This window comes from Paenibacillus shunpengii (assembly GCF_042684905.1).
Classification (GTDB): Bacteria; Bacillota; Bacilli; order Paenibacillales; family Paenibacillaceae; genus Paenibacillus; species Paenibacillus shunpengii.
Genome location: NZ_JBHUMJ010000002.1, coordinates 284,151 through 296,258, shown reverse-complemented (window position 1 = coordinate 296,258; position 12,108 = coordinate 284,151). Strand labels below are relative to the sequence as shown.

Below are 12,108 nucleotides of genomic sequence, written 5' to 3'. Positions count from 1 at the left end.
AAAAAAGGCGGGATCTCATACGTAACGTACGTTCCCACCTTGATGTGAATCGATCCTATTCGTTTTGCTGCAGCTCCATAACTTCCCCAAGCCGCTTCGCTGCTTCCATCATATACCTCACCAATTCCGGCAGATCACGCATATGATTTTCATTGATTTTACGGTTGAAATTAATCTCTACGGTATTTGTCATCATTGATTCCGAGCCATATATATAGCTGATCTGCTGCACGGTTTTTTGCTCAGGCCACATCTCTGCCATAATCCGCTCTACCTCACTGCACAAGACCGTATCCTTCATCTGCATGATATACCGCAGACACAGCACACAGCCAGGATTCTCACCGGACAACTCCAAAATTTCAGCAGCCAGCTCCTGCATAGATGCCGTAAGCTCAATCTCGGCAGATATCCGCTTCTCACCTGTCAGCTCAAACCGAAGCATGAACACACGCGACATCGTCGACATCTCCAGCCGATCGATTCGATTCGTAATGTGAATGGCTTGATCCAGATTGTCCAGATCATACAGCTCATTCTCGAGCGCTACTTTTAAATTATCAAATATAGTGGGATCGAACATATCCTATTTACCCTTTCATTCGCTGGTCAGCGTTATATATCTTAGATTCTCTTCAGTAAAATACAAATTAAACTTAAGATCATCATTTATAGTATAGCTCCACTTGTTACCCTGCGAAAGATTAGGGCTGCCCAGCATGCTGAGCACCTCCTTCTCACTCATCCCTATGCTGATGCCATCTGGGGACGAGACGTTGTTCTTCGTAAAAAGAATCGTTGATGGCGTTGACAAGATACCCTCTTCCTCATGAATACGAACGGTCTTCATGTTATCATCACTGACAGAATAGTAACGGTAAGCTTCTTTATAATCGGAGTTGCTGCTGATATAACGGCTCCATTCTGCGAAATTTTTCTCCTGGATCTTGAACCGTTCCGGGTCATAAACCCGTGTCATATCTTCCTGAGGTGCAGGAGCATCCTCGGCATTTACATCGATCCCTCTCATTTCACCGAACATACCGAGCAGCGTGCCCGGTCTGCAAAATAAATGAAGATAGCTCATCAGATTACGAGAAGCATAGAAATGCTGACCATTCAGTTCTACTGTATTGGAATCCAGATTGTACTTGATAAAATACATCTCATTATCGAGATGGAAGCGAATATACACGTCGGAAGCGAGAGCCGAGGAATTCATCTCTGTCTTCGTTGTCGATAAATTGAGGCTTGTCAGCCCCTGCACCAGAACGCGATAGCTCTGCGGCGAAACGGTGTATCCTCTAACCCCGTTATCCAAGCTGACCATAATACTGATTCTCTTCACTGACATCTTGTCCAGCGGGAATTGATCCCCGAGATTACCTTCTGTCTTCTCAATGGGGAAAGGCAGGTCTTCAGGAAAATGGGGATTCACGGATTGAAGATGAGCTTCACTCTTAGAAGCATCAGCACTTTCCTCTTGCTTCGTCAGTTCTTCTACTGGCTCCAGAACCATACCTGAGTCTTCTTCGCTCTGTGCTGCAGGCAGACTCTGATCTTCAGCAGCATTCTGCTGCTCGGAGCCCCATATATTAATCAGTATCATCATCAAGGCTATGATCAGCATCAGGATGATGGAGATAAACCATATTTCTTTTTTCTCCAAACGCATTAACGTTTGAGCCCCTCTCTCTTGAATCTTCAAGATACATGTAGATACATATAGATGAACACAGATGCGCAATTCTGCAAAAATTAACTTTCATACCAATATAACAGATGATCAGGCAAATGATTGTCGAAAATTGTTCTATCCTCCTGCATATTCACATTGTAATTTTTTACAGTTTGATCATGTATCCTTAATCATAATAAAAAACCTCCTTCGCCACTACAGCGAAAGAGGTTTTGCGTATAGTTTCTCCTAAAAAAAGAGGATGCTGCCGTATTACAATTTAATAATCTGTGCCGAGTACAGGAATACGAACAACACCAGAATTGGTGCGATATAGCGAAGCATGAACAGCCATATACGGAACCATTTCTGCGTGAGCCCTGCTTCTTCGGCAACGTTCTTCCAGAAGTAACCTGCGAACAGAGTTACAACAAGTCCACTCAGCGGCAGGAACCAGTTAGAGGCTACAAAATCAACAAAGTCAAACACTGGCATATTGTTTATCATAAGATCTGGCATAAGCCCCATGGATACAGCGGACGGAATACTCAGCAGAAACACCAGTCCAGATATGATCCATACCGCTGTACTGCGGCGCAAGTTCCATTTCTCCATTGCATATGAAACGGGAACTTGAAGCAGGGATACTAATGAAGTCAGCGCTGCAATTCCGAGAAGGATGAAGAACAACCCCCCAAAGAACCAGCCAAGCGGCATCGCGGAGAATGCAGCGGGAAGAGCAACAAAGACAAGACCTGGTCCCGAATCCGCAGGAATATTAAAGGCAAATGTCGTTGGGAAGATGATCAAACCGGCAATGAGTGCATACAGCATATCCCCTGCGCCGACAGCCATTGTTGCTGATCCAAGCGACTGTTGACGGTTAACAAAGGCACCGTAGGTAATCATCGTCCCCATCCCGAGCGAGAGGGAGAAGAAGGCATGTCCAAGCGCAACAAGCGCTGATTCCGGTGTCAGCTTCGAGAAATCCGGTGACAGGAAGAAGGATACACCCTCCATACCACCCGGCAGCGTAATGGAACGAATCATTAGGATGACGAGCAGAACCAGCATACCTGGAATGAGGATCTTGTTAAATTTCTCAATCCCGCCGGAGATTCCTTTGACGACTACGAAGCCCGTAATTACAGCAACGATTGCTCCCCATACGATAGGCATATAACCACCGGTAAATGAACCAAATTGTGCACCAAAGTCCGTATTGTTAAACAGTTGTCCACTAAAGGACAGCACTGCGTAGTGAAGTGTCCAGCCTGCTACGAGGGAATAGAATGTCATAATAACGAATGGCGCAATGACGGATAACAATCCGAATACGCCCCAAATTTTTCCTCCTCCAGCTTTGACAAAGGAAGAGGATGCGCTGCCGCGTCCTGCACGTCCAATCGCAAGCTCTGCCAGCAATACAGGCAAGCCTACAATGAGCAAGCAAACAATAAAGAGCAGGAAGAAGGCTCCCCCTCCATACTGACCTGTAATATAAGGAAACTTCCACATATTACCCAGCCCTACTGCACTGCCGATTGCGGCCAAAATAAAGCCTGTTGAAGAAAATCGTTCTTTTGTACCCGGTGTATCCAATTGATTCGTTTGTTTTGGTACCATGATGTCCTCCATCTCTGTTGAAGAAAGCCTTACATATTAAGACTCTTTTTTTCTAAATTTTTTTGATATTATACAAGATAGATGAACATCCGTATACATAAAAATGTTTGTAATAGCAAGTTATAATTCTATAGACCTATGTTAATATCTAATGAAAATTCACAAATATCCATTAAAATCATGCATTACTATCAAAAAGATGGCCAAAGCCACCTTTTATTTGTTTTATATTTATTAATGCACAAGTTCCCTGACCTATATTCAAGCATCGTTAACAAAACCATCTATTGCTGCTTCCTTCTGGAAGCTTGAATGATTTGTTCTACTTCTTTCAGAATACTGTCCAAAGAAGCCGGATCATGCACATCGTATTCGTCAATGTTCAGCTTAAGTACCGGACAAGCGGTAAAGCCGCCAATCCATTTGGCATAGCGCTCATGCATCTCTTCCCAATATGCCGGATCGGTCTGAATTTCCATCTCCCGACCACGCTCTTGAATACGATTCAATATGGAAGGCAGACTGCCCTCCAGATAGATGAGAATGTCCGGATGAGGGAAATAAGGTGTCATGACCATCGCCTCAAACAGGCTGGAATACGTCTCAAAATCCGTCTCGCTCATTGTGCCTTTGTCCGCATGCATCTGCGCAAATATTCCGGTGTCCTCATAAATGGAACGGTCCTGAACATACCCGCCTCCTGCTTCAAATATACTTTTCTGCTCTTTGAAACGTTCAGCCAGAAAATAAATCTGAAGATGGAAGCTCCATCTCTCAAAGTCATGGTAGAACTTCTCCAGATAGGGATTGTGGTCCACCTTCTCCAGGGATGTCTTAAATGCTAGCCGCTCAGCAAGCGCAGCGGTAAGCGTCGATTTGCCTACACCTACTGTTCCTGCAACCGTAATTAAGGCGTTAGCCGGAATTTGTAATTCACTCATTTCATATACTCCTTTACTTCGGACACAATCAGGTCAAATTGCTCGCGATGCGTTACAAAATCAATCTGATTCCCGTCGATCGTAATAATTTTGGTATCAGGCTCACTCTCAGCAAGGGATGCCATTGCATGATCATAGTCGATAATCAGCTGCTCTAAATAGGCCGTATCCATATTTTGCTCAAACGACCGTCCCCGCATTTTAATACGCTTCAAGAGGGTCTGAAGATCAGCCCTAATATATATAATCAAATCCGGTTTCGGAAGATCACCTGTAAGAATGTGATAAATTTGACGATACTTTTCCCATTTCACGCCGGAGAGCGTACGCTGGGCAAAGATCAGATTTTTGTAGATATGGTAGTCGGAAATGACCTGCCGACCATGCTGAATATATTTCGTTGTTGTATCTTCCAGCTGCTTATAACGATTGCATAAGAAGAACATTTCCAGCTGAAAGCTCCACTCTTCAATGTTGTCATAGAACTTGCCGAGAAACGGATTCTCCTCCACAATCTCCTTCAGCAGCGGAATATTCAGCTTCTGTGACAGCATTGTGGACAGCGTCGTTTTACCAGCCCCGATCGGGCCCTCAACAGCGATAAAGGAACCTGTGCTCATGTGAATCCTCCTGTAGTTATCATGCCGATTAATCATTTATAGACAGTTTATTGTATCACAAGTTGAGGTCCGCGTGAGAGCACTAAAATCAGGAACAATTCACGAAGCAAAAATATCTCTCTTCGGTCATGAAGTTCATGAACCAAAGAGAGATACGATCATTCAAACGGCAGATTTATTTTTATTCAGCTTCACTCTTACCTTCGTAACGACTGCTCCACTCGGCAAGCACTTCATCCCGCTGACTCGCGGCTTCTTCAAGGTTATATTCGATCAATTGATTCATCGGATCTTGTGTATATCCTTCCGGAATGGCTCCGGATTCGTTCTTAACCGCCGTAATGGGATAATTCTTTGCATATTCCGTCATAGCTTCATCCGCAATAGCCCAGTCCAGGAAGTCCTTGGCTGTCTGCTTCACATGCTCCTTCTGTATAAGTGCATTCGCTTCGACATCCCAGCCAGAGCCCTCGCTTGGGAATACCACTTCAACTGGAGACCCTTCATTCTTCTCTACAATACCGCGGTATCCAAAGGAAATTCCGATCGGATATTCTCCCGTACCTGCCATCTTGGCCGGCTTGGATCCAGAGTGAGTGTAGACTCCAACATTGTCATGCAGCTTGTCCATATAGCTCCATGCCTCTTCCTCCCCGAGCAGCTGAGTGAGACCGGATACCGTTAGGAAGCCTGTCCCAGAGGAGGCCGGGTTCGGCATTGTGATCATTCCCTTGTATTCTGGCTTCAAGAGGTCCTCGTAAGTTTGCGGTACGGCGAGTCCACGGTTCTCCATCTCAATTGTATTTACAATAAATGCCGTCTCCCAAGCATCAATACCTACCCAACGCGCCGGTTCAGCCTCATCCTTGAATTCAGGCTGGATTCGCTCGATTCCTGCCGGAGAATAAGGAGCAAGCATGCCTTGCTCATCAAGGACAAGCAGACTTGTAGCTGCTACACCCCACACCACGTCGGCTTGAGGATTGTCCTTCTCAGCCAGCAGCTTGGCTGTAATGACGCCTGTAGAGTCGCGTACGATATTCAGCTTCACATTTGGATATTTCTCTCGGTAGGATGCTAAATATGCCTCTATTAAATCATCCTCCAGCGCAGTGTATACCGTGAGTTCTTCCTCTCCCGAGCCAGATCCGGCTTGCGCACTAGAGCCTTCACCGGCGCCGCTGCCGTTGGTTCCGCAGGCAGCCAGAAGTGCAGATATTAATAACAGGCATATGAGCAGCATTGCATCTTTTTTCATAAGTTGTCCCTCTCCCTATTCAGGTTGTGTTACTCAGTACTCCTCTACTATAGAGTACATACGTTAACGGCCTGTTAAACACAAGTAAAACATGTGTTTTTACACCATTTTCTATTGTTTTGTTGTGTGTTATAGATAATAAAATAACCATGACATGCACATTTTTCACACATCATGGTTATATGAAATGCAAGTCTGCGATTCGGGCATTTAATCGGCTACGACCCAATGCACATCCTCATCGGTTAATTTGCTCTCCCAGGCCGCAGGAGGCGGAACATCGCTCACGATCATGTCCACTTCTCTGAAGTCAGCAAATTTATAGAAGTGAGAGGTTCCGATCTTGGTGTGATCCGCCAGCACAATGGTCTGTTTCGCCTGCTTCATGAAGGTTCGTGCCAACAATCCTCTGTCATCCTCATAGCTCGTGATTCCGGTATCCAGCTGAAGGCCGTCCGCAACCACAAACGCTTTGTCGACATGGAAACCGGACATGAACTCTACAGCAAGTGTGCCTGATGCACGATAATGCTTGGAATTGATTCTTCCGCCGATAAGTACAATCTCTCCGTCGAACGCGCCTTTATTCTTATAATTGATTAACAAGTTCAAGGTATAGATTGAAGACACCAATATTGTCAGATGCTTTTTAAGAACGAGTGAATCGATCATCTGCAGTGTTGTCGTCCCTTCATCAATAACAACGATGTCGTGGTCCTGTACGAGAGAAGCTGCCGTCCTGCCGATTCGCTTTTTCTCCTCTGCCTGAAGCACTTCACGTTTGCCGTAGGCAGGCTCTTCCCGCTCCACGTTGAGTTTTACAGCACCTCCGTACACTCTCTTCAGCTTGTTCTCATTCTCTAGTTCCTCAAGGTATCTGCGAATGGTTTCCGAAGAGACATCCAATGCCCTTACCAGCTCAGGCGTTCTGATCTTACCCTGCATCTGGAGCATATCTAATATGGTCTGCTTTCGTTCCTCTCCAGCGAGTGACATCTATTCATTCTCCTTTGTAACCAGCTGTATTGTATAAATCTCAGTAAGACATTGATCACATCATAGTGATTATTTTGAGCTTATTCTAAGATATAGGACATTGAAAAACTATAGCTCGCTCTTTATTCCCGGCTCTCATCGCAGTTTACTTCTCTCCATTTGCAGCCTTTAGTCGCTTCACAATGCCGATCAGCTCCTCCATATCCGAAGCATGCACATCTCCAATCGTTCCAATCCGGAACGTAGGCACACTTGTCAGCTTACCTGGGTATAGAACGAAGCCTTCCGCCTTCAACCGGCTGTAAAATTCGGAGAAAGAGAAGTCATCCTCCGGATACCGGAACGAGGTAATGATCGGAGAATGCCATTCTTCCGGCAGTAATGTAGAGAAGCCCGCTTCCTTCATTCCCTGAACCAGCTGCTGCTGATTTCCACGGTATCTATGGTAGCGTGAATTCACACCACCCTCTTCCTCAAGCTCTATTAATGCCTGATCAAATGCTCGAACGACATGGGTTGGAGATGTGTAACGCCATTTTCCATTCATTCGTTCCATGATATCCCATTGATCATAGAGGTCCAGTGACAGTGAGCGTGCGTTGCCTTTACAAGCGGCGAGACAGCTGATTCGAGCAAGTACAAATCCGAAGCCGGGAACGCCCTGAATGCATTTGTTGCTGCTACTGATCAAATAGTCAATTCCTAGCTCATGCATATCCAGCGGAACCCCGCCGAAGCTGCTCATGGCATCCACGATTAGTGTTTTGCCCTGGTGTCTTACCGCATCACTCAGTCCCTGGAGTGGATTCAGTATCCCTGTTGTCGTCTCGCAGTGAACGATTGCCGCGTGAGTAATGGAAGGATCCTTCATCAGTGCCTCCTCAAAAACAGCCGGGCAAACCGCTTCTCTCTCATCAAAACGGACAGCGGTCACCGGGATGCCAAGCACCTTCGCCATTTCAACCATGCGTTCACCATATGCTCCGTTTACCGCTACTGCAAGCTTCCCCCCCTGCCTCGGCAGAGCTGTGCCAAGCACCGCTTCAACACTGAAGCTGCCACTTCCCTGCATAAGCACGGCGGTATATTCTTCTGTGTGCTCAGGTGCAGCCAGTCGAACCAGCCTGTGCCTAATAGAATTCACCAGTGCATTGTATTCATCGTCCCATGTACACCAATCCTTTAGCATGGCCTGCTTCACAGTGTCCGTCGTGGTTAACGGTCCGGGGGTCAACAGCAGATACGGATTATTGCTTGTCTTTTTTACAGTCAGCATGGAAGCTCTCCCTTCACCATACGAAGATTAATATCTTCAATGATTCGATCCAGCTCGCCAATCTCGGATATGATGTAGTGTGCACCTGCCTTTTTCAATCGTTCAGCAATCACGTCAAATCTCTTCTGCTTCTCTCCCTCAGGCAGCTTTCGTACCTCCTCCTCAGTAAGCCCCAGCTCATTGCCGCCAAATACAACACCCACAGCCCATACTCCAGCGTTACGTCCTTCTCTCATATCTGCTTCTGTATCCCCGCACTTGACGATATCCTTCATCTGAATCGTGCCCAGAGCTTCCGCATTGCGGAAGATCATCCAAGGATAAGGTCTGCCCGCGGCCGTCTCATCCGGTGCAATTACACTGTCCGGCTTATAGCCGTGCTTGGCCGCTTCAGGTACGATGACATCAAGCATCGCACGTGTATATCCCGTCGTTGTACCGATCGTAATACCTTTTGCATGCAGTCTGTCTGCCATCGCTACAGCACCCGGTACTGGAACTGCGAATTGATCGAGCAACGAGAACAGCATCGGTTCAAAGGCTTCATACATCGTAAGGACATCCTGTACATTCGGAAGACGGCCATATCGTTCCTGCCATGCTGCGGAAACTCCAGGATCTTCACAAATATCGCGCAGGTGATCGATCTTCATTCGTCCCATCGGCTTACGAATGACCTCAGAGCTGACCGCGATGCCGTGCTCTGCAAACAATCTCCGAAATGCCTCTACTGGAGCGAAGCTCCCGTAATCTACCATCGTACCTGCCCAATCCAAAATTACTGTTCTAATCATGTGATTACCTCCGATATCGTTATTTTGTTTAATTCCGCTACAGAATTTATCTCTTTTGCCACGCAGCGGTTTTGCGGCGAAGCCTAGCGGTAAGTGCCTCATATCCTCCGCGCACAGCTATATTCAGCAGGACGATAAGCACGGACATGGCTGCCGCCTGCGCTGTGTCCCCTGCATCATCCATATTTACAATCATGATGGACGCCAGCTTGAGGTCAGCACCATACAGGAACACGACGGCCGAGATCGTTACCATGCTGTTAACGAACAGGTAGACGAACATCTCGAGTATGGCCGACATGGACAATGGAACCGTAACCCGGAAGAAAGTTCGTCCTCTCCCTACGTTCATGGATTCCGACACCTGATCAAACTCCTTATCCATCATCTTGAGAGTCGTTGTGGCCGTCATGAAAGGAACCGAGTAAAAGTGCAGAATATTGGCCAGAACAAGAATCGCCATCGTACCATACATAAATCCAAGTGGATTGCCCGGGTGATTAAAGAAATAGATAAAGGCTAGGCCAATAACCAGGCCAGGCAGCGCCATCGGCAAAATAGATAAGAAGTAAGCCGCTTGTCTCAAGCCCCGGAATCCCTTCGTATTCTCAATGAGATAGGCAATAGCAAAGATCAGCACCGTACCGAGCACCGCCGTCATGATGGACATTTGCACACTGTTCCAAAATGGATCAAAGCCCCCTGCTGCCGCCTTGCTGAAATTAAAGTTATCCATTGTAAGCGACAGATTGTATGGCCACTTCTTAACAAATGCAGCGAATACGACAGCTCCCATCACCGTTACAATGACGAGTGAAAATATACCGGCATAGAGATAAGCAAACGTGTTGCGCAGCCTATTTCTTTTTATAGCGTATGGCACAGATTTAGATGTAACGTAAGCCTGCTGTTTGCGTGTAACGATGCGATCCAGAATAAAAGCGAGCACAGCGGGAACGGTCAGCATGATTCCGACGACAGCGCCCATGGACATGTTCTGCTGTCCGACTACCTGCTTATAGACATCTGTGGCCAGCACGCTGTATTGTCCGCCCACAACCTTGGGTGCTCCATAATCCGTAAAGCTGAGCGTAAAGCATACGGTAGCCGCGCTTAGTAACGCGTACTTAACCGAAGGCAGTGTGATGGACCACAGCTTTTTGAAATGTGATGCCCCCATGGAATCAGCAGCTTCGTACAAGCGGTAATCACTAATCATCAGCCCTGCCATCATGATCAAGAACGCCTGCGGAAAGGTGTAGATCACTTCAGCAATCAGAATGCCGACGGGCCCATAGAGCGGAATTCTCCATTCAAAGGGAAGTGCGCCAAAGAATCCGGTTGTGAACAGTCCCTGATTGCCAAAAAGATAAGTCAATGCCAATCCATGCATCATCGTTGGCGCGAACAAAGGAAGCATTGCCAGCCCTTTGATGATGCCCTTACCTTTGATATCCGTTCTCGTCAGCACATAAGCAAGTCCGAATGCGAGCGGTATGACGATCACTGTCGTCAGCACGGATACCGTAAGTGAATGCTGCAGGGATTGCAATAAAGCGGGAGACTCTCCATACTTCGCAAAGTTGGCCAGACCGACAAACACTCCATTCTGATCCATAAAAGCTTGTCTGAACAGAAAGATAAGCGGGAGGATAACCACAGTTACCAGTCCAAGCAGCACGATTAGAAGTGTCCACAAGGAGGAGCCTCTGCCACGGATTCTTAGCTGCTTCCATTTCCCTAATGTGATATGGCTTGAGGTTTGCTTCATCATTACTATCGTTCACCTCCTTATCTAGCCCCTTCAGCTTCAAATTCCAGAATATGCTCAGGATTCAGCCGGAAGCTCATCAGCGAAGGAGAAGTCCAGTCCTTACGCCGTGCAGCTTCCGATGCAATATCAATCGCAATTCGGTAGTCTGTCGGCCTGCCCTGAACATCAGCCAGCTGCAGGTCAATGCGGTAGGAGGTCCCCCTGAACTCGACATGCTGTACATAACCGCTAATTAATCCTTCCTCCGGCACCGCAGCTGTTGTATCCAGCGAGATATGCTCAGGACGGATAGCCAACTGTTTATTGTCTTTGTTCTGCTTTATAACCTCAGCCGGAATAAAATTGATAGCCCCGATAAAATCTGCCACAAAAGGAGACGATGGCTGATCATACACGTTCTGCGGCGTTCCGCACTGCATGATACGGCCATGATCCATCACGACAATCTGGTCTGCCATCGTTAGTGCCTCCTCCTGATCATGGGTAACCATGATCATCGTAATTCCCAGCTTCTGCTGCAGCTCACGCAGCTGATGTCTGAGCTTGTCGCGTACCTTCGCATCCAGTGCCGACAACGGCTCGTCCAGCAGAAGCACATCAGGCGACAGTGCAATAGCCCTTGCCAGTGCCACTCGCTGCTGCTGCCCGCCGGATAGCTGTGCCGGATATCTGGCTTCCGTTCCTGCAAGTCCAACCAGCTCCAGCATTTCTCTTACTCGTTCCTGAATCTGCTTTCTTGGCATTTTCCCTTTCAACCCGTAAGCGATGTTGTCTTTGACGGTCAGGTTGGGAAATAACGCATAAGATTGAAACACAATACCAAAGTTCCGTTTAGCTGGTCGCAGCCCGGTTATATCCTGTCCTTCATGGATAATCCTTCCTTGATCCGATTGCTCGAGCCCTGCCACAATCCGCAGCAATGTCGTCTTGCCGCAGCCGCTGGGACCCAATAGACATGTGAACTTTCCCTTGGGTATCGTTACATTGATATGTTGTAGTGCTGTATAGGTTCCAAACGACTTGCTAATGCTCTCAATCACCAAGCCCCCACTGTTCATTTGCATTCTCCTAACTTACTTTCTTTGAATTACCTGCTAGCGTAACAGCCAGTTTGTCTTAATTGCCTTAGCTGTACCTACAGTCTA

General features: G+C 47.0%; 11 protein-coding genes. All 11 read right to left on the bottom strand.

The annotated features are described in order from the left end of the window. Nucleotides 1-55: 55 nt before the first annotated feature. A complete protein-coding gene (locus ACFSVM_RS01270) occupies nucleotides 56-583 on the bottom strand; it encodes a hypothetical protein (RefSeq protein WP_090726687.1) in 528 nt (175 codons plus the stop codon). Between the two features lie 15 nt (nucleotides 584-598). Beyond that, nucleotides 599-1,675 carry a hypothetical protein gene (locus tag ACFSVM_RS01265; RefSeq protein WP_090726685.1) on the bottom strand — a complete coding sequence of 359 codons (1,077 nt, stop codon included), beginning with the start codon at nucleotides 1,673-1,675 and terminating at the stop codon, nucleotides 599-601. 276 nt (nucleotides 1,676-1,951) lie between these two features. Continuing rightward, a complete protein-coding gene (locus tag ACFSVM_RS01260; RefSeq protein ID WP_090726683.1) occupies nucleotides 1,952-3,304 on the bottom strand; it encodes a sodium-dependent transporter in 1,353 nt (450 codons plus the stop codon). Between the two features lie 284 nt (nucleotides 3,305-3,588). Continuing rightward, nucleotides 3,589-4,245, bottom strand: coding sequence for a deoxynucleoside kinase (locus ACFSVM_RS01255; protein WP_090726681.1), 657 nt, complete (start codon nucleotides 4,243-4,245; stop codon nucleotides 3,589-3,591). Then, complete coding sequence (locus ACFSVM_RS01250; RefSeq protein WP_090726680.1) at nucleotides 4,242-4,865, bottom strand: deoxynucleoside kinase; 624 nt, start codon at nucleotides 4,863-4,865, stop codon at nucleotides 4,242-4,244. The genes ACFSVM_RS01255 and ACFSVM_RS01250 overlap by 4 nt, the downstream gene beginning before the upstream one ends. Nucleotides 4,866-5,046: 181 nt before the next feature. Continuing rightward, on the bottom strand, nucleotides 5,047-6,123 hold the full coding sequence (locus ACFSVM_RS01245; RefSeq protein WP_090726677.1) for a putative 2-aminoethylphosphonate ABC transporter substrate-binding protein: 1,077 nt from the start codon (nucleotides 6,121-6,123) through the stop codon (nucleotides 5,047-5,049). Between the two features lie 210 nt (nucleotides 6,124-6,333). Next, complete coding sequence (locus ACFSVM_RS01240; RefSeq protein ID WP_090726675.1) at nucleotides 6,334-7,119, bottom strand: DeoR/GlpR family DNA-binding transcription regulator; 786 nt, start codon at nucleotides 7,117-7,119, stop codon at nucleotides 6,334-6,336. Between the two features lie 145 nt (nucleotides 7,120-7,264). Then, nucleotides 7,265-8,395 carry a 2-aminoethylphosphonate--pyruvate transaminase gene (gene phnW / locus ACFSVM_RS01235; RefSeq protein ID WP_090726673.1) on the bottom strand — a complete coding sequence of 377 codons (1,131 nt, stop codon included), beginning with the start codon at nucleotides 8,393-8,395 and terminating at the stop codon, nucleotides 7,265-7,267. Then, nucleotides 8,389-9,189, bottom strand: a complete 801-nt coding sequence (phnX, locus tag ACFSVM_RS01230; protein WP_090726671.1) for a phosphonoacetaldehyde hydrolase — start codon at nucleotides 9,187-9,189, stop codon at nucleotides 8,389-8,391. The genes phnW and phnX overlap by 7 nt, the downstream gene beginning before the upstream one ends. 46 nt (nucleotides 9,190-9,235) lie before the next feature. Beyond that, nucleotides 9,236-10,963: a putative 2-aminoethylphosphonate ABC transporter permease subunit gene (locus tag ACFSVM_RS01225; protein WP_090726669.1), complete on the bottom strand. Its 1,728-nt coding sequence runs from the start codon at nucleotides 10,961-10,963 to the stop codon at nucleotides 9,236-9,238. 17 nt (nucleotides 10,964-10,980) lie between these two features. After that, entirely contained in the window at nucleotides 10,981-12,021 is a 1,041-nt protein-coding gene (locus tag ACFSVM_RS01220) for an ABC transporter ATP-binding protein (protein ID WP_379259993.1), read from the bottom strand. Between the last annotated feature and the right edge of the window lie 87 nt (nucleotides 12,022-12,108).

Coding starts and splice junctions, on each gene's coding strand:
- ACFSVM_RS01270 (WP_090726687.1), bottom strand. CDS start 583: ATGTTCGATCCCACTATATTTGATAATTTAAAAGTAGCGCTCGAGAAT.
- ACFSVM_RS01265 (WP_090726685.1), bottom strand. CDS start 1,675: ATGCGTTTGGAGAAAAAAGAAATATGGTTTATCTCCATCATCCTGATG.
- ACFSVM_RS01260 (WP_090726683.1), bottom strand. CDS start 3,304: ATGGTACCAAAACAAACGAATCAATTGGATACACCGGGTACAAAAGAA.
- ACFSVM_RS01255 (WP_090726681.1), bottom strand. CDS start 4,245: ATGAGTGAATTACAAATTCCGGCTAACGCCTTAATTACGGTTGCAGGA.
- ACFSVM_RS01250 (WP_090726680.1), bottom strand. CDS start 4,865: ATGAGCACAGGTTCCTTTATCGCTGTTGAGGGCCCGATCGGGGCTGGT.
- ACFSVM_RS01245 (WP_090726677.1), bottom strand. CDS start 6,123: ATGAAAAAAGATGCAATGCTGCTCATATGCCTGTTATTAATATCTGCA.
- ACFSVM_RS01240 (WP_090726675.1), bottom strand. CDS start 7,119: ATGTCACTCGCTGGAGAGGAACGAAAGCAGACCATATTAGATATGCTC.
- phnW (WP_090726673.1), bottom strand. CDS start 8,395: ATGCTGACTGTAAAAAAGACAAGCAATAATCCGTATCTGCTGTTGACC.
- phnX (WP_090726671.1), bottom strand. CDS start 9,189: ATGATTAGAACAGTAATTTTGGATTGGGCAGGTACGATGGTAGATTAC.
- ACFSVM_RS01225 (WP_090726669.1), bottom strand. CDS start 10,963: ATGATGAAGCAAACCTCAAGCCATATCACATTAGGGAAATGGAAGCAG.
- ACFSVM_RS01220 (WP_379259993.1), bottom strand. CDS start 12,021: ATGAACAGTGGGGGCTTGGTGATTGAGAGCATTAGCAAGTCGTTTGGA.